We start from the raw sequence: 16,962 nt of genomic DNA on the forward strand, positions 1-16,962 counted from the left end.
CCAACCGGACTCATCCGTGAGTCAAGAACATGTCGGTCAACAGGTAACCCGCGTGTGCGGGTGGGAATCAGCGCGCCAGGTACTGCTGGGTCGCGCTGTCGAAGCGGTAGTGCACGGCGTCGCCGGCACCCAGTGCGCGGGTCTTGCCCGGGCTTTCGATGGTGGTGCCCTTGAAGCTCACGGTCAGCTGCGGCAGGCCGTTGCCGTCGGCAATGAAGGCCAGGTCGCCATCGCTGTCGGTGCACGGCATCACGTTGCCGTCGTCGCAGGCGGCGCTGTTGTCTTCGCCGGTGCGCACCGAACCCACATAGCGCCAGACCTTGCTGTCCACGTCGTCTTCGCTGCGCTTCGGGTTGAACAGCAGCAGGGCGTAGCCGCTGCCGCTGATGCCGCGGTCGAAGCTGCTGGTCGGCACTGCCAGCAGCAGGCGGCCATCGGCCGTGCGATGTTCGAGCGGCTTGCGCCGGGTATCGATGTCGTCGGCCTTGTCGTAGGCGCCGAGCGCGCCGATGGTCCATTCCTGGCCACGGAACTTCCACGGCTTCTTCGCATCGCCGCCGGCCAGCACGAAGGTGGCCTCGGCGAGGTTGGCGCGGTCATCCGGGCCGGCCGGCTGCTGCTCGCCGGGCTTGCCGTAGTGCTCGCGGGTATCCCAGGAGAACCCGGTGTAGTAGGTGGTGCCGTCGAGCGTGAACTGATGGCCGAACCAGAAGGTCGCCACGCTGCCGTTCTGGACCTCATAGGAGGTCGCGCCATCGCCGTCCTGCTGGTAGGTGAAATACATCACGGTCGGCGCGTCGGGCGGGGTGACGGCGGTATCGGGGGAAGTGTTCTGCATCGGGGCAACATCCTGTCGGGGCGCATTGGCAGCCTGCGCGTGCGCGCCGGGCTGGGAGGACGAGGGAGCCGGGTCGGCGGCGCTGCAGGCGGCAGCGGAAAGAGAGACGAGCAGGCACGCCGCGAATGCGCGCAGGGGCGGCAACGGCAGGGTCCAACGTAGTTTTGGGGGGTGATGCATGCGCCTCTCCATGGTCAGCGTTGCCGGGCCAGACGGCCGGCAGGAAACCGCACCCCATCCACCGGGGGACAGGAGCGAGGACATGAGCCGGTCGATTCCTTCGACCTCGCATTGAGAACTCATGCCCGGCAATCTTTGCACAGAATCGCGACGCATCAAAGAGGGCAGCGCACTGCGCCCTCTTATGTGAACGGCATCTCAGATCTTGCCGTCGCGCAGGTAGTCGAACAGCTCGGCGTCGCCCTTCAGGCCCAGTTTGAGCATGGCGTCACCCTTCTGCCGGCTGATGGTGCTGACGCTCTTGTGCAGCTGCAGCGAGATTTCCTTCACGGTCATGCCGGTGCCCAGCAGCCGCAGCACCTCCACCTCGCGCGGCGACAGTGGCTTGCCGTCGCCCTCGCGCATGCGCCAGCTGCCGGCGGCCTCGACCCGCTCGCGCAGGCTGCGGCTGATATAGGGCTGGCCGCGATAGACCGCCTGGATGGCCTGCGGCAGTTCGTCCATCGACGAGCTCTTGTCGACCAGGCCGAGCACGCCGCTGTCGAGCACCATGCGCAGGATCGCCAGGTTGTTGGAGACGCTGAGCATGAGTACCGGCAGGTCGGGATGGCGGCGGCGGATCATGCCGATCATGGCGAAGCCGTCGGCCTGGGGACTGCCCGGCATCGAGTAGTCGGTGACCAGCAGGTCGCAGGGTTGGCTGCCGAGCAGGGTCATCAGCGCCTGCGCGCTGTCGGCTTCGCCGACCACGCGGCCCACCCCGCTCGATTCGATGACGGCACGGGTACCGATACGGACCACCGGGTGGTCGTCTGCGATGATGATGCGCAAGCTCATGCTCTAGTATGGCCACCGGGCACGCCGGACCGCGACCATCGCGGTTCCTGGCAGGATTCTAGGAGATCGACGCCGATGCGTAGCTGGGCTGTTCGCGGGCTGGTCCTGCTGCTGGCCGTGCTGGTGCTGCCTGCCGCACCGGTACAGGCCGTGCCAGGACTGCTGCCGCTCACTCCCCTGCAGCGCGAGTACCTGGCCGCGCATCCAAGCATCGTCGTGGGCCAGTATGACAGCGGCTGGCCGCCGTTCGAGTCCCTCCGTGATGGCCAGCAGGTCGGCCTGGGGCCGGATTATCTGTCGCTTCTCGCCCGTCAGCTGGGCGTGAAGGTCGAGGCACGGCGCTATCCAGACTGGACATCCGTGCTGGATGCGGCATGTCGTGGCGAGATCGATGTAGTGATGAATGTCGGTCTCAGTGCCGACCGCACCCGCTGCATGGTCTACACCGCCGCCTATGGCGAGGCACCGCTGGCCCTGGTGGGACGCCCGGATGACCTGCGTGCCTCCGACATCCCCGACCTGGATGGGCTGCGGGTGGTGATCGAGCAGGACTTCCTGACCGGCCCGCAGGTGCGGGCGCGCTTTCCCCGGGCACGACAGCTTGTCGCAAACAGCTCGCTTACGGCGCTGCAGATGGTCAGAGACGACAAAGCTGACGTTTACATCGGCAATGCCTATGTCGCCACCGAGCTGATCGCCAGCCAGCGCCTGCAGGGCGTGGTGCTGCTGCGCCCCAGTGACCTGCCGCCCGAGCAACTGCACTTCGGCATACCCAACAGCAAGCAGCCACTGGCCGAAGCACTGGATCTGGCTCTGGCTGCGACCAGCCAGGCGCAGTGTGATGCGCTGGTGCAACGCTGGCTGCCGTTGCCACAGTGGTCGGCATCGGCACGGCTGGCGCTGAGTCAGGCCGAGAAGCGGGTGCTGGAGCAGCCGCTGAAGATCGGCTTCGCGCCGAACGCGGCGCCGTTGTCGTTCGCCGACAAGGAAGGCAAGCCCAGTGGCCTGGCCAGCGAGTATCTGCGACGGCTGCTGCAGGCCGGTGCCAATCTTCAGCCGGAGAACAGCCACGACTGGTATGAGGTGCGCGAGAAGGCGCGCCGCGGCGAGCTGCAGGCGGTGATGGGCATTCCTGCCGATTCGCGCTATCTGGGGCCGGACTGGGTGTTCAGCCAGCCCTTCATCAGCGTGCCGAACGTGATCGTCAGCCGCGTCGACAGCCCGGCGCTGCTGGGCCTGTCGGACCTGCAGGGCAAGCGCGTGCTGCTGTCCGATCCCGAGCGCATACGCGGCTACGTGCTGCAGCAGGCCCCCAGCGCACGGATCATCGCCGCGCGCAGTGCCGAGCAGGCGCTGCAGCGTCTTGCCGCTGGTGAAGCCGATGCCTACGTGGGCAACCTGGCACTGGTCGATCACCTGCTGCGCAGCAGCTTCCCGGGGCGCCTGCAGGTGGCCGCCCCGGCCGGCTTCAACGACCAGCTGGTGCTGGCCGTGGAACGCCGCCATGCGGCCCTGGCCACCACCTTCGACCGCCTGCTGCTGCAGATGACGCCGCGCAAGCGTGAAGCGTTGCGTGGCGACTGGCTGGCGGTGGAGTACCGCAATGGCATCGACTGGAGGCACGCGCTGCGCTGGGGCCTGCCACTACTGCTGGTATTGCTGACTGCCCTGCTGGTGCACGGCATCGGGTACTGGCGCCTGCGTCGCGAGGTGGCCGGGCGGCGTCATCTGGAGCAGCGCCTGGCCGAGGTCACCGACAACCTTCCCGCCGTGGTCTACCAGGCACGGCGCGATGCCGATGGCACTCTCGGTTTTCCGTTCATTGCCGGCGACCTGCAGGCGCTGTTCGGCATCACCCGGCAGCAGGCCGAGCAGGACGCGAAACTGCTGCTGGAACGCATCGAGGAGGAGGATCGCGAACGCATCCTGCAGGCGGTCGAGCAGGCCGCACGCCAGTTCGCGCCGCTGATCCTCGAGTTCCGCCTGCGTGCCGATGCGGGCGGTGCGCGCTGGGTGCGCAGCCAGGCCCATCCCTATGCGGCAGAGGCAGGGGCGGTGACCTGGAGTGGCTACTGGGTGGACGTCAGCGAGGCACGTGCGCAGGCCGAGGCCCTGACCGCGGCCAAAGCCGAGGCCGAGCAGGCGGCGGAAGCGAAGTCACGCTTCCTGGCCACGATGAGCCATGAGATCCGTACACCGATGAGTGGCGTGCTGGGCATGCTGGAAGTACTGGCGCATTCGCCGCTGGATGCCGAGCAGCAGCGCATCCTCGGCGTGATCGAGGATTCGGCGCAGATGCTGCGGCAGATCCTGGATGACATTCTTGATTACTCGCGACTGGAGGCCGGTGCGCTGCGCCTGGAGCCGGTACCGCAACCGCTGCGGCCGCTGCTGGAAAGCGTATGCCGGTTGTTGTCGGCGCAGGCCAGTGCACGCGGGCTGGCGTTGCTGGTGGAGATCGATCCACAGCTGGCACCGGCACACGAAGTGGATGGCGTGCGCCTGCGCCAGATCGTGTTCAACCTGCTCAGCAACGCCATCAAGTTCACGGCGCGCGGCGAAGTGCGGCTGCAGCTGGAGGTGCTGGGGCCTACCGCCGAGGATGGCAGCCAGCCGCTGTGCCTGAGCGTGACCGACACCGGCATGGGCATCGCACCGGAGCAGCTGCAGCATCTGTTCGCGCCGTTCACCCAGGCCGGTGCCTACATCCAGCGCGACCATGGTGGCACCGGCCTTGGCCTGAGCATCAGCCAGCGCCTGGTGCAGATGATGGACGGCGAACTGACCCTGCACAGCACGCTGGGCGAAGGCACCCGCGCCGAAGTGCGGTTGTCGCTGGTGGAGGCCGGCAGCGGTGATGTTGAAGCGCTGGTGGCCGAGCAGGAACAGGCCTCGCTGCTGCCCCCGGCGCTGCGCCAGGCGCGGGTGCTGGTGATCGAGGACCACCCGACCAACCAGGCGATGATGGCCTGGCGCCTGCAGCAGCTGGGCGTGCCGCACGTGATGGTCGGTGATGGCCAGCAGGGGCTGGATCGGCTGTTGTCGGAAAGCTTCGACCTGGTGATCACCGATTGCCGGATGCCGGTGCTCGATGGCTTCGGCTTCACCCGGCTGCTGCGCGAGCGCGAGGGCCGCAATGGCCAGCCGCGGCTGACCGTGCTGGCGCTGACCGCCAGTGTGCTGGACGACGATGCGCGCCGTTGCCGCGAGGCCGGCATGGACGAGGTACTGGCCAAGCCGCTGTCACTGGCCACGTTGCGCGCGGCGCTGCTGCGTTGGTTGCCGCAGGCACAGGGCCAGTCGTTCGCCGAACCGGTGACGGAGGTGGTTGCCGACGACGGCATGGCGCTGCCGGATCTGTCCACGTTGCAGCAGCGCTTCGGCTCACGCGCGGTGGCGATCCAGCTGCGCGACAGCCTGCTGCAGGCCAGCGAAGGCGATCTTGCCGCCGTGCAGCGCGCGCTGCAGGCCGGAGATCGAGAGGCGGCCGCGCTGCACCTGCACCGGCAGGCCGGTGGCCTGGGTGCAATAGGCGCGACGGTGCTGGCCGGGCAGGCCAATGCGCTGGTGGAGCGCCTGCAGGATGCGGCCGAGACCGATCCGGCGCCGGTGTTCGCAAGCGTGGCCGAATTCGTGGCGCGGCTGCAGCAGCAACTGCAGCGCCTTGCTCACTGAGGCGACTGCTGCTGCAGGTAGGCGATCACCAGCGCACGGCGTTCGGCACTGGGGAAGGCGTTGTACATGCGTGTACCCGGCACCACGTGGGTGGGCGACTGCAGGAAGGCATCCAGGGTCTGCGCGCTCCAGGTGATGTCGGCGCGGCGCATGCCGTCGGAGTAGCCGTAATCGGGCAGGCTGCCGGCACGGCGACCGATCACTCCATGCAGGTTCGGTCCGAAGCGATGGATGCCGCCGGGTTGTACGGTGTGGCAACCCGCACACAGTTCAAACGCGCGCTGCATGGCCTGCTGGCGCGCCTGTTCGGGCGTGGCGGGGGCTGGCGGCGGGCGCTGGCAGGCCGTGGCCGCAAGGGCCACGACGACGGCGATGAGCAGGCAGGCAGCGCGCATGGGCGGGGAGGATAGCGATGCAACGGGGCAGGTGGGCTGCGACACGCAGTCGCAGCCCGTGGCGATCACATGCCTGAGTAGTTCGGGCCGCCGCCCCCCTGCGGGGTCACCCAGACGATGTTCTGGGTGGGGTCCTTGATGTCGCAGGTCTTGCAGTGCACGCAGTTCTGCGCGTTGATCTGCAGGCGCGCGTCGTTGCCCTCGCCGACGAACTCATACACGCCTGCCGGGCAGTAACGCGCTTCCGGGCCGGCGTACTCGGCCAGGTTCACCTTCACCGGGATGCTCGCATCCTTCAGTGTCAGGTGGCTGGGCTGGTCTTCGGCATGGTTGGTGCTGCTCAGGAACACCGAGCTGAGGCGATCGAAGGTCAGCACGCCATCCGGCTTCGGGTAGGCGATGCGGGTGTGCCTGGATGCCGGCTCCAGGCAGGCGTGGTCCGGGATGCTGTGGCGCAGGGTCCACGGCGGGTTGCGCACGCCCAACTTCGGCAGCAGCCACTGCTCGATGCCGGTCATCAGCGTGGCCACGGTCTGGCCCTTCTTGAACCACTGCTTGAAGTTCTTCGACAGCTTCAGCTCGTCATGCAGCCAGCTGGCTTCGAAGGCCTGTGGGTAGGCGCTCAGTTCGTCGTGCTGGCGATCGGCGGCCAGCGCGTCGAAGGCGGCATCGGCGCACAGCATGCCGGTCTTGATCGCGGCGTGGCTGCCCTTGATGCGGCTGACGTTGAGGAAGCCTGCCTCGCAGCCGACCAGCGCGCCACCCGGGAACACCGTCTTCGGCAGCGACATCAGGCCGCCGGCGGTGATCGCGCGCGCGCCGTAGCCGATGCGGGTGCCGCCTTCCAGATGCTTGCGGATGGACGGGTGGGTCTTGAAGCGCTGGAACTCTTCGAACGGGCTCAGCCACGGGTTCTTGTAGTCCAGGCCGACCACGTAGCCGATGGCGACCTTGCCGCCGTCGGCGTGGTACAGGAAGGCACCGCCGTAGGTGTCGCTGTCCAGTGGCCAGCCGGCGGCGTGCACGACCAGGCCCGGCTCATGCTTGGCTGGGTCGATCTGCCACAGCTCCTTGATGCCGATGCCGTAGGCCTGCGGGTCCTTGCCGTCATCCAGCTTGAAACGGCTGATCAGCTGGCGGCCGAGATGACCGCGCGCGCCTTCGGCGAACACGGTGTACTTCGCTTGCAGGGCCATGCCGCGTTCGAAGGCGGGGCCGCGCGTGCCGTCCTTCTCGATGCCCATGTCGCCGGTGGCCACGCCGATGACTGCGCCGTCGTCGCCGTACAGTACCTCGGCGGCAGCGAAGCCGGGGAAGATCGCTACTTCCAGCGCCTCGGCCTGCTGCGCCAGCCAGCGGGTCACTTCACCCAGGCTGATGATGTAGTTGCCTTCGTTGTGGAAGCACTCCGGCAGCAGCGCATTGGGCGTGCTGCGTGCGCCGGTTTCGCTGAGGAACAGGAATTCGTCGCGGGTGACCTTCTGCTTCAGGGGTGCGCCGCGCTCGGCCCAGTCCGGGAACAGTTCGGTCAGCGCGCGCGGGTCCATCACCGCGCCGGACAGCACGTGAGCACCCGGCTCGGAGCCCTTTTCCAGTACGCACACCGACAGCTCGCGACCGGCTTCGATCGCGCGCTGGCGCAGGCGGATCGCGGTGGCCAGGCCGGCGGGGCCGGCGCCGACGATCACCACGTCGAACTCCATTACTTCACGCGGGGGCAGGGCGTTGGCTTCAGCGCTCATCGATTGCATGACTCGTGGGTAGTGCCGGCATCGGGGCCACCGGCGGTTGCCTGGGAATCGCGCGTGCAGCCACGAGCGAAACGGTTGTTTGAATGTGTCAGGGTACCGGGCCGCGCGTGATCGAGCTAGATCGCCGATGTTCACGCCATGATTGTTGCAGTGCAGCGTAATGCGCGTGTCCGGGTAGGTGCCAACCTTGGTTGGCACAGTGTTTCACCGCCCGGACCCGCTTCCGTGTGGACCAAGGTCCACACCTGCCAGACGTGATGCTTGCGGATGACCGACAATGTCCGGGTCCCGACTGCGTGTGAGTGCCATGGCTTTGGATCCGTACGACCTGTTCGATGTCCGTTCCCTGCTCAGCGAGGAAGAGCGCGCGGTGCAGGAGAGCGTGGCCCGCTTCACCGACGAGCGCGTGCTGCCGATCATCGGCGATGCCTTCGACCAGGCGCGCTTCCCGTCGGAACTGGTGCCTGAGATCGCCTCCTTGGGCCTGCTCGGTGCGACCCTGCCCGGCGAATACGGCGGTGGCGACCTCGGCGCGGTCAGTTACGGCCTGATCTGCCAGGAGCTGGAACGCGGCGACTCAGGCCTGCGTAGTTTCGTGTCGGTGCAGAGCTCACTGTGCATGTACCCGATCTACGCCTACGGCAGTGAAGAACAGCGCCGGCAGTGGCTGCCGGCGATGGCGCGCGGTGAGCTGATCGGCTGCTTCGGCCTGACCGAGGCGCATGGCGGTTCCGATCCGGCCAGCATGAAGACCCGCGCGGTGCGCGATGGCGACGACTGGCGCATCAACGGCAGCAAGATGTGGATCACCAGCGGCCCGGTGGCCGACCTGGCCATCGTCTGGGCGCAGACCGAGGACGGCATCCAGGGCTTCGTGCTGGAAAAGGGCATGCCGGGGTTCACCACGCAGGAGATCAAGCACAAGATGAGCCTGCGTGCGTCGCTGACCGGTGCGCTGTTCTTCGACGACGTGCGCGTGCCCGACAGCCATCGCCTGCCCAACGTGAAGGGCCTGAAGGGACCGCTGGGTTGCCTGACCCAGGCGCGTTTCGGCATCAGCTGGGGGCCGATCGGTTCGGCCATTGCCTGCCTGGACGAAGCGCTGGGCTATGCCAAGGAGCGCGTGTTGTTCGGCCGCCCGCTGGCCGCCACGCAGAGCGCACAGATCAAGCTGGCCGAGATGGCACGCCGCATCACCATGGCGCAGCTGCTGGCGTTGCAGCTCGGACGCCTGAAGGAAGCCGGCCAGCTGCAGCCACAGCAGGTGAGCCTGGCCAAGTGGAACAACTGCCGCATGGCGATCGACATCGCCCGCGAATGTCGCGATCTGCTGGGCGGCGCCGGCATCACCACCGAGCATGTAGCGATCCGGCATGCGCTGAACCTGGAATCGGTGATCACCTATGAAGGCACCGAGACCGTGCACCAGCTGGTGATCGGCCGCGAGCTGACCGGCATCAACGCGTTCTGACAGCTATCCACGCATGGCGGTAGTCGCCAACCCTGGTTGGCGCTCCCGTGCCGACCAAGGTCGGCATCTGCCAGGCGATCATCGACGCGTGGCGTGGATCCACGGGCACAGGGTGCGTAGATCCACCTGTGGTCAGGCGGATCGAGCCATCCCCGGCACCGAGGTGTGCACGGCGTTTTCGATGATCGCGGCCAGCTGCTGCACGGCGGTGCCGGGGCGTGCCTGGTTCCAGCACAGCAACAGATTGATCGCCGGCAATGTCGGCAGGTCATGGCGGATCCGCAGGTGGTCCGGCATTCCGGCAGCGGTGCGTACCGTGACCCCAAGCCCGGCAGCCACCGCTGCCCAGATCGCCGCCAGGCTGCTGCTCGAGAAGCTTTCCCGCCATTCCAGACCGGCATGGTCGAGGGCGTCGCAGGCGCGTTGGCGCATCAGGCACGGGGCTTCAAGCGTGGCCAGGCACACCGGCCCGCCAGCGGGGGCCGGGTCGGCGCTGCCGATCCAGTGCAGCGGCAGGCGGCACAGATGCTGGGAATAGGGCCAGTCATGGTCATCGCCCCAGACCAGTGCCAGATCCAGCGTGTCGCGGGCCAATGCCTCCATCAAGGTCGCCGTGCGACAGACCCTCGCATCGATGCGCAGCTGCGGGTGCGCCTGTGCGAAGCGCGACAGGATGCCGGGCAGCAGCGATGCTCCGAAATCCTCGGCGAGTCCGACCCGGATGGCGCCCTGCAACGGAGCGCCGCGTACGGCCTGGATGGCTTCGTCGTTCAATTCCAGCAGTCGACGCGCATAGCTGAGCAGGGCTTCGCCCTGCGCGGTGGGCGTCAGGCCGCGGCCGGTTTTCTCCAGCAGTGGCGTGCCGATCTGCGCCTGCAATCGCTTGAGCTGGGCGCTGATGGCCGACGTGGAGAGATGCAACTGCTGTGCGGCCAGAGCGAAGCTGCCCAGCTCCACGCCGGTCACGAAGCTGCGCAGGACTTCCAGATCCAGATGTAATCGCGACATGCCGGGAATGTCCACATATATGGGATCGACACTCAATAATATTCCAATTTATTGGAATGATAGCGGCTGCTAGGGTGGCCCTTCCTCCTCTTCGGCCGGCCCCATGCAAGACACACCCACTACGCTCCGGTCCCTGTCCGGCGTGGTTCCCAAGCTGGTCGATCTGACCGAACAGGTGCTGTTTGCCGACGTCTGGCAACGACCGGGCCTGTCCCCGCGCGAACGCAGCCTGGTGACCGTCGCTGCACTGGTGGCGCTGTACCGCCCCGAACAGCTGCCGGGGCATCTGCAGCGTGCCGTTGGCAATGGACTCGACCGCGACGCTCTGGCCGAGGTCATCACCCATCTCGCGTTCTATGTGGGCTGGCCGGCGGCATTCTCGGCCGCGACCGTGCTCGCCGCGCTCGACCCTTCCCCCTGAGGAGCACCTCAATGCCGTACGCACGCATCAGCCTGCACAAGGGCCGTTCCCGTGATTGGCTGGCCGCGTTCTCGCGCAGCCTGCAGCAGTCCCTGGAAGAGGCATTCGATGTTCCGCCGCACGATTGCTTCCAGGTGTTCCATCAATGCGATCCAGGCGAACTGGTGTTCGACCCTGATTACGCGGGCGGACCGCGCAGCGAGGGATTCGTGCTGATCCACCTCACCGCCGGGCGCGTTCGCAGTGCGGCGCGCAAGCAGTCGTTCTACGCACGGCTGGTGCAGCGATTGGCAGCCAGTCCCGGCATACGCCCGGAGGACGTGATGATCGTCATCGGAACCACCAGCGAGGAGGACTGGTCGTTCTCGCAGGGGCGCGCGCAGCTGCTGGAGGCGGTGGACTGAGCGGCTTCGACGCTGCGCGCGAAGAACATCCGCGCGGGGCGTGGATCTACTGGCCGCCGGCAAACCCATGCTGCCGCCAGGCCTCGTACATCACCACTGCAACGGTGTTGGAAAGATTGAGGCTGCGGTTGTCCGGCCGCATCGGCAGGCGCAGGCGGTGGCCATCCGGCAATGCATCGAGCACGTCCTGCGGCAGGCCGCGGCTTTCCGGGCCGAACAGGAACGCATCTCCGTCGTCGAAGGCCACGCTGTCATAGCGGACGCTGGCCCGGGTACTGAGTGCGAACAATCGTTTGGGTGCGATACGCGCCAGCGCCGTGTCCAGGTCAGGATGCACCTGCAGGCGTGAGTACTCGTGGTAGTCCAGGCCGGCGCGCTTGAGCTGCTTGTCTTCCAGTGCGAAGCCGAGTGGCTCGACCAGGTGCAGCTGCGCGCCGGTGTTGGCGCAGAGCCGGATCACATTGCCCGTGTTGGGCGGGATTTCCGGTTGGAACAGGATCACATGGAACTGGGGCGCGGCATTCATCGGCGCAGTGTACCTGCGACGACCGCCGCCTTTACGGCGCACGCCCTGCACGGGGCAGGGCGGCACCGGTTACGGGCGCAGCAGGACCTGGGCGGTTTCGGTGGCCAGGGCCTGCAGGTCGGCGGCGCTCGGGCGAACCTGCATTGCCGGCAGGTTGGTGATGACCTGGTTGGCGACGCTGGTGGCAGCAGCAGCCAGGGTGGCGGCATAGCGCTGGGCTTCCTGCTCGGCGACCAGGGCGACACGCTGCTCCAGGCTCGGGCGAACTTCCACCGAGGCCAGGGTGGTGATCGGCATCGCGGCAGCAACCGGGGTGGCGACGTAGCCGTTGCGCTCGGCCAGCTGGTCGCTGCTCGGGCGAACTTCCACCGTGGCCAGGGTCGGGATGCCGCTGGCCTGTTCCCAGGCCTGCTGGGCCAGCTGGTCGGCGGCCGGGCGAACCTGCACGGTGGACAGGGTCTTGATGGATTCGGAGGCCTGCACCGACGAAACAACCGCGGTGCCGGCGATCAGGGCGATGGCGATGGCAATGGTCTTGGCGTTCATGACGGGGCCTGTTTGGTGTTGGTGAGCAGTGGTGTGGTAGTAAGGTAGTACACCGATTCTGGGCTTGCAAGGAAAATTTTCGCTTTCCTTCTTTTGTTCAGCCTTCAGTCAGCTTTCGTCTGAAGCCCTTCCTGGCGCAGGGAATACCAAGCAATCCCCGTGCCAACTTTTAATCATTGATTTGAAAGGGTTTTTGCCGGTCAGAAAGTGTCCGCTGGGCGGACACCTGTCCATTCGACGCGCTGCGGACACTGTCCGGACGATGGCTGCCGGTGCATGTGACCGCCCAGAACACGGCCGTGAGGGGCCGCGGATGGCGCACAGGGGCAAACACCCCCAGTGACTGGCGACCGATTCCTGCCGCTGCGTGCGCAGGCTAGGATCGGGGTTCACCTATGTGACCAAGGATCTGGATATGTCTCTCGCCCTTCGCCCGCGCGCTGCACTGCTGGCCGTCGCCCTCAGCACCGCCCTGGGCACGCTTGCGCCCACCTCCGCGCTTGCCGCCAAGCCGGCGGCACCGGCCAAGGTCGATATCCCGTTTGAGCAGTTCACCCTGCCCAATGGCCTGCGCGTGATCGTGCATACCGATCGCAAGGCGCCGATCGTCGCGGTCAACGTCTGGTACCACGTCGGCAGCAAGGACGAGCCGGCCGGCCGCACCGGCTTCGCGCACCTGTTCGAACATTTGATGTTCCAGAGCAGCGAAAACCACGACGGCGAGTACTTCGAGCCCTTCAAGCAGGTGGGTGCCACCGGCCAGAACGGCACCACCAACACCGACCGCACCAACTACTTCGAGAACGTGCCGACCACCGCGCTGGACATGGCGCTGTGGATGGAGTCGGACCGCATGGGCCACCTGGTCGGTGCGATCGACCAGGCCGCGCTGGACGAGCAGCGTGGCGTGGTGCAGAACGAGAAGCGCCAGGGCGAGAACCAGCCCTATGGCCAGGCCTGGGATCAGCTCAACAAGGCGCTGTACCCGGTCGGCCACCCGTACCACCACGGTGTGATCGGTTCGATGAACGATCTCAACGCCGCTTCGCTGGACGACGTGAAGACCTGGTTCCGCACCTGGTACGGCCCGAACAACGCGGTGCTGGTGCTGGCCGGTGACATCGACCTGGCCACCGCCAAGGAAAAGGCCGCCAGGTACTTCGGCAGCATCCCGGCCGGCCCGAGCATGGCGCAGCCGGCGGTGAACGTGGCCAAGCGCAGCGCCGATACCCGCGAGACGATGACCGACAAGGTGCCGCAGGCGCGCATCTACCGTGCCTGGAACGTGCCGCAGGTCGGCACCACCGACATCGATCAGCTGCAGCTGTTCGCCGAAGTGCTGGGCGGTGCCAAGTCCTCGCGCCTGAGCCAGCGCCTGCAGCACCAGGACAAGCTGGTGGACAGCATCGGCTCGGGCCTGTCGGCCTCGCAGCTGGGCTCCAACTTCGTGATCGTGGCGACCGTGAAGCAGGGCCAGGACCCGGCCAAGGTCGAGAAGATCATCGACGAGGAACTGGATCGCCTGATCAAGCAGGGCCCGACCGCGGCCGAGCTGGAGCGCGCCAAGACCGGTGCCCGCGCCGGCTTCATCCGTGGCATCGAGCGCATTGGTGGCTTCGGCGGCAAGGCCGATGCGCTGGCCGAGTGCGCGGTGTTCACCGGCGACCCGGGCTGCTTCCGTACCTCGCTGGCCAACATCGACAAAGCCAGTGCCGCCGACCTCAGCCGCCTGGGCGCACAGTGGCTGGACAAGGGCAGCCACACCCTGGTGATCGCACCGGGTGAGCGCGTGGCGCTGAAGGAAGATCCCAGCCAGGCACCGAAGCCGTTCAACGTACCGGCGGTGGACCCGAAGTACAGCACCCTGCCCGAACAGGTGGACCGCAAGGCCGGTGTGCCGCAGACCCGCGAATTCCCGCAGCTGAAGTTCCCGGCGTTGCAGCGCGCCACGCTGAAGAATGGCACCCAGGTGATCCTGGCCGAACGCCATGAGATTCCGGTGGTGCAGTTCAGCTACCAGTTCCCGGGCGGCTTCAGCGCCGACCAGGGCCGCAAGCCGGGTACCGCCAACTTCACCATGAGCCTGATGACCGAAGGTGCCGGCAGGCTCGGCTCGCTGGCCTTCGCCGATGCTGCCGATGCGCTGGGCGCCAGCCTGGATGCCTCGGCCGGCCTGGACTCGATGAGCGTGGACCTGTCGGCACTGAAGGAAAACCTGGCACCGTCGCTGGCGCTGTACCGCGACCTGCTGCGTGAGCCGCGCTTCGAGCAGGGCGAGATCGACCGGGTCAAGGCGACCTGGATCGCCGGCATCCAGCAGGAGAAGGTCAACCCGGGTGCGGTGGCGATGCGCGTGCTGCCGCCGCTGCTGTACGGCAAGGGCCACCCGTATGCCATTCCGTTTACCGGCAGCGGTGACGAGGCGGCGATCAATGGCCTGACCCGCGAAGACCTGGTCGACTTCCACCAGGATTGGCTGCGCCCGCAGAACGGCACCCTGATCGTGGTCGGTGACACCACCCTGGCCGAGATCGTGCCGCTGCTGGACAAGCAGCTGGCCGACTGGAAGGCGACCGGCGAAGCGCCGCAGGTGAAGGCGGCCACGGATGTGGCGCTGCCGAAGGGCCCGCGCGTGTTCCTGATCGACCAGCCGGGTGCAGTGCAGGCCAATCTGTTCGCCGGCCAAGTGGTGCCGCCGTCCAGCGCCGCCAGCTCGACCCGCTTCGATATCGCCAACGGCGTGATCGGTGGCGACTTCACCTCGCGCCTGAACATGAACCTGCGCGAGGACAAGCACTGGTCATACGGTGCGCGCAGCAGTGCGAGCAACTCGGTGGGCCAGCGGCCGTGGATGGCCAGCGCACCGGTGCAGATCGACAAGACCGGCCCGGCGCTGGCGGAAATGCGCAAGGAAATCGCCGCGTTCGCCGATGGCAGCAAGCCGGCCACCGCCGGCGAGGTCAACCGCATCCGCAACATCCAGACCCTGAGCCTGCCTGGTGCCTACGAGACCGCCAGCGCGGTGGCCGCAAGCATCGGCTCGATCGTGCAGTTCAAGCGTCCGGATGACTACGTGCTGCGTCGCAAGGCCGAGATCGAGGCAATGACTCCGGCGCAGGTGCAGCAGGCCGCCGCCGAGATCAAGCCGCAGGCACTGACCTGGGTGGTGGTGGGTGACCTCAAGCAGACTGAAGCGGCGGTGCGTGCGCTGAATCTGGGTGAGGTGACGGTGATCGACGCCGAAGGCAACCCGGTCAAGAAATAAGGGATGCGCCTGCCCGCCTCGGCGGGCAGGCCTCCGGTGATAGCGCCGGGCCATGCCCGGCGGTTTTTTTGGCGGCCAGCAATGCCGCGCTGTGCGCTCGCCGGGCATGGCCCGGCGCTACCGGGGGATCTGACCCCACCCCCGGGCTACCCCCGATTCAGACGGTTCAGGCAGAATCCCCCCATACCCTTCCAGGATCTGCCCATGCGCGTTCTGCTGCTTTCCTCCCTGCTGCTCACCGTTACCGCCTGTACCTGGGTGCCGATCGAACCGGCGGGCAAGACGACCCGCGTGCTGCCGGCAGGCCCGGTTCCGGCCGGTTGCATCGCCAAGGGCGAGGTGGTGGTGACCGTGAAGAGCAAGGTTGGTTTCTACAACCGCAACCCGCTGCGCGTGCAGGAAGAGCTGGAAACCCTGGCCCGCAACGAGGCTCCGAGCGCCGGTGCCAATGCCGTGCAGGCCGCTGCCGCACCGGCCGATGGCAGCCAGCGCTTTGCCGCATTCCAGTGCCCGCCGCGCTGAATGCTTCACCATACGGCCAAGCCTGAATTCGTAAAGATGCGGTGAAGGCCCCGGGAGTTATAGAATAGCGCCCCCTTTTGCCTGAGCCTTGGCGCTAACCTCGATGCTCTTCAAGAATGTCTCGATCGCCGGCCTGGCACACGTTGATGCGCCGCATACGCTGACGACCAAGGAAATCAACGAGCGGCTGCAGCCGACGCTCGATCGCCTTGGTATCCGCACCGACGTGCTCGGCGATATCGCCGGCATCCATGCCCGCCGCCTGTGGGACAACGGCGTGCTGGCCTCCGACGCCGCCACCATGGCCGGCCGCAAGGCGCTGGAAGACGCAGGCATCAATGCGACGCAGGTCGGCCTGCTGGTCAACACCTCGGTCAGCCGCGACTACCTGGAGCCGTCCACCGCGTCGATCGTCTCCGGCAACCTCGGCGTCAGCGACGAGTGCATGACCTTCGACGTCGCCAATGCCTGCCTGGCCTTCATCAACGGCATGGATATCGCGGCGCGCATGATCGAGCGCGGCGATATCGACTACGCGCTGGTGGTGGACGGCGAGACCGCCAACCTGGTGTACGAGAAGACCCTGGAGCGGATGACCGCGCCGGACGTCACCGCCGACGACTTCCGCAACGAACTGGCGGCGCTGACCACCGGTTCGGGTGCCGCTGCCATGGTCATGGCGCGCTCGGAGCTGGTGCCGGACGCCCCGCGCTACAAGGGCGGCGTGACCCGCTCGGCCACCGAGTGGAACCAGCTGTGCCTGGGCAACCTGGACCGCATGGTCACCGACACCCGCCTGCTGCTGATCGAAGGCATCAAGCTGGCGCAGAAGACCTTCACTGCCGCCAAGATCGCACTCGGCTGGGCCGTGGAAGAGCTGGACCAGTTCGTGATCCACCAGGTCAGCCAGCCGCACACCGCTGCGTTCATCAAGAACTTCGGCATCGACCCGAAGAAGGTCATGACCATCTTCGGCGAGCACGGCAACATCGGCCCGGCCTCGGTGCCGATCGTGCTGAGCAAGCTCAAGCAGCTGGGCAAGCTGAAGAAGGGCGATCGCATCGCGCTTCTGGGCATCGGCTCGGGCCTGAACTGCTCGATGGCTGAAGTGGTCTGGTAAAAA

The 16,962-nt window shown here is 67.0% G+C and carries 14 protein-coding genes; 7 read left to right on the forward strand and 7 right to left on the reverse strand.

Annotation, left to right across the window (positions count from 1 at the left end; all coding sequences use genetic code 11):
• Positions 1-67: 67 nt before the first annotated feature.
• Positions 68-838 carry a hypothetical protein gene (locus SMAL_RS00775; protein WP_041864454.1) on the reverse strand — a complete coding sequence of 257 codons (771 nt, stop codon included), beginning with the start codon at positions 836-838 and terminating at the stop codon, positions 68-70.
• A gap of 378 nt (positions 839-1,216) precedes the next feature.
• Positions 1,217-1,855, reverse strand: coding sequence for a response regulator (locus SMAL_RS00780; RefSeq protein WP_004135047.1), 639 nt, complete (start codon positions 1,853-1,855; stop codon positions 1,217-1,219).
• 75 nt (positions 1,856-1,930) lie between these two features.
• Here SMAL_RS00780 and SMAL_RS00785 point away from each other — a divergent pair, with 75 nt between their 5' ends.
• Positions 1,931-5,530, forward strand: a complete 3,600-nt coding sequence (locus SMAL_RS00785; RefSeq protein ID WP_012509714.1) for an ATP-binding protein — start codon at positions 1,931-1,933, stop codon at positions 5,528-5,530.
• Here the strand turns inward: SMAL_RS00785 and SMAL_RS00790 are convergent.
• Entirely contained in the window at positions 5,524-5,925 is a 402-nt protein-coding gene (locus SMAL_RS00790; RefSeq protein ID WP_012509715.1) for a c-type cytochrome, read from the reverse strand. The genes SMAL_RS00785 and SMAL_RS00790 overlap by 7 nt on opposite strands.
• 65 nt (positions 5,926-5,990) lie before the next feature.
• Complete coding sequence (locus SMAL_RS00795; RefSeq protein ID WP_012509716.1) at positions 5,991-7,667, reverse strand: electron transfer flavoprotein-ubiquinone oxidoreductase; 1,677 nt, start codon at positions 7,665-7,667, stop codon at positions 5,991-5,993.
• A 316-nt stretch (positions 7,668-7,983) separates the two neighbouring features.
• Between SMAL_RS00795 and SMAL_RS00800 the strand changes: the two genes are divergently transcribed.
• Positions 7,984-9,147 carry an acyl-CoA dehydrogenase family protein gene (locus SMAL_RS00800; RefSeq protein WP_041864455.1) on the forward strand — a complete coding sequence of 388 codons (1,164 nt, stop codon included), beginning with the start codon at positions 7,984-7,986 and terminating at the stop codon, positions 9,145-9,147.
• A gap of 132 nt (positions 9,148-9,279) precedes the next feature.
• Here the strand turns inward: SMAL_RS00800 and SMAL_RS00805 are convergent, their stop codons facing one another.
• Complete coding sequence (locus SMAL_RS00805) at positions 9,280-10,191, reverse strand: LysR substrate-binding domain-containing protein (RefSeq protein ID WP_332250384.1); 912 nt, start codon at positions 10,189-10,191, stop codon at positions 9,280-9,282.
• Between the two features lie 67 nt (positions 10,192-10,258).
• Here SMAL_RS00805 and SMAL_RS00810 point away from each other — a divergent pair, with 67 nt between their 5' ends.
• Together SMAL_RS00810 and SMAL_RS00815 are read left to right on the forward strand one after the other, a co-directional pair.
• Entirely contained in the window at positions 10,259-10,576 is a 318-nt protein-coding gene (locus SMAL_RS00810; RefSeq protein WP_004135210.1) for a carboxymuconolactone decarboxylase family protein, read from the forward strand.
• Positions 10,577-10,587: 11 nt separating this feature from the next.
• A complete protein-coding gene (locus SMAL_RS00815) occupies positions 10,588-10,980 on the forward strand; it encodes a tautomerase family protein (RefSeq protein WP_012509718.1) in 393 nt (130 codons plus the stop codon).
• A 46-nt stretch (positions 10,981-11,026) separates the two neighbouring features.
• On the opposite strand, the gene SMAL_RS00820 is transcribed toward SMAL_RS00815, so the two are convergent.
• Complete coding sequence (locus SMAL_RS00820) at positions 11,027-11,506, reverse strand: tRNA (cytidine(34)-2'-O)-methyltransferase (protein WP_012509719.1); 480 nt, start codon at positions 11,504-11,506, stop codon at positions 11,027-11,029.
• Between the two features lie 69 nt (positions 11,507-11,575).
• Positions 11,576-12,052, reverse strand: coding sequence for an XAC0231 family protein (locus tag SMAL_RS00825; protein ID WP_012509720.1), 477 nt, complete (start codon positions 12,050-12,052; stop codon positions 11,576-11,578).
• A gap of 415 nt (positions 12,053-12,467) precedes the next feature.
• Between SMAL_RS00825 and SMAL_RS00830 the strand changes: the two genes are divergently transcribed.
• From SMAL_RS00830 to SMAL_RS00840, 3 genes are all read left to right on the forward strand, one after another.
• Complete coding sequence (locus tag SMAL_RS00830; protein ID WP_012509721.1) at positions 12,468-15,317, forward strand: M16 family metallopeptidase; 2,850 nt, start codon at positions 12,468-12,470, stop codon at positions 15,315-15,317.
• 204 nt (positions 15,318-15,521) lie between these two features.
• Positions 15,522-15,839 carry a DUF4156 domain-containing protein gene (locus SMAL_RS00835; protein ID WP_012509722.1) on the forward strand — a complete coding sequence of 106 codons (318 nt, stop codon included), beginning with the start codon at positions 15,522-15,524 and terminating at the stop codon, positions 15,837-15,839.
• Between the two features lie 103 nt (positions 15,840-15,942).
• Entirely contained in the window at positions 15,943-16,959 is a 1,017-nt protein-coding gene (locus SMAL_RS00840) for a 3-oxoacyl-ACP synthase III (protein ID WP_004135358.1), read from the forward strand.
• Positions 16,960-16,962: the final 3 nt, after the last annotated feature.

This window comes from Stenotrophomonas maltophilia R551-3 (assembly GCF_000020665.1).
GTDB lineage: Bacteria > Pseudomonadota > Gammaproteobacteria > Xanthomonadales > Xanthomonadaceae > Stenotrophomonas > Stenotrophomonas maltophilia_L.

Coding starts and splice junctions, on each gene's coding strand:
- SMAL_RS00775 (WP_041864454.1), bottom strand. CDS start 838: ATGCAGAACACTTCCCCCGATACCGCCGTCACCCCGCCCGACGCGCCG.
- SMAL_RS00780 (WP_004135047.1), bottom strand. CDS start 1,855: ATGAGCTTGCGCATCATCATCGCAGACGACCACCCGGTGGTCCGTATC.
- SMAL_RS00785 (WP_012509714.1), top strand. CDS start 1,931: ATGCGTAGCTGGGCTGTTCGCGGGCTGGTCCTGCTGCTGGCCGTGCTG.
- SMAL_RS00790 (WP_012509715.1), bottom strand. CDS start 5,925: ATGCGCGCTGCCTGCCTGCTCATCGCCGTCGTCGTGGCCCTTGCGGCC.
- SMAL_RS00795 (WP_012509716.1), bottom strand. CDS start 7,667: ATGAGCGCTGAAGCCAACGCCCTGCCCCCGCGTGAAGTAATGGAGTTC.
- SMAL_RS00800 (WP_041864455.1), top strand. CDS start 7,984: ATGGCTTTGGATCCGTACGACCTGTTCGATGTCCGTTCCCTGCTCAGC.
- SMAL_RS00810 (WP_004135210.1), top strand. CDS start 10,259: ATGCAAGACACACCCACTACGCTCCGGTCCCTGTCCGGCGTGGTTCCC.
- SMAL_RS00815 (WP_012509718.1), top strand. CDS start 10,588: ATGCCGTACGCACGCATCAGCCTGCACAAGGGCCGTTCCCGTGATTGG.
- SMAL_RS00820 (WP_012509719.1), bottom strand. CDS start 11,506: ATGAATGCCGCGCCCCAGTTCCATGTGATCCTGTTCCAACCGGAAATC.
- SMAL_RS00825 (WP_012509720.1), bottom strand. CDS start 12,052: ATGAACGCCAAGACCATTGCCATCGCCATCGCCCTGATCGCCGGCACC.
- SMAL_RS00830 (WP_012509721.1), top strand. CDS start 12,468: ATGTCTCTCGCCCTTCGCCCGCGCGCTGCACTGCTGGCCGTCGCCCTC.
- SMAL_RS00835 (WP_012509722.1), top strand. CDS start 15,522: ATGCGCGTTCTGCTGCTTTCCTCCCTGCTGCTCACCGTTACCGCCTGT.
- SMAL_RS00840 (WP_004135358.1), top strand. CDS start 15,943: ATGCTCTTCAAGAATGTCTCGATCGCCGGCCTGGCACACGTTGATGCG.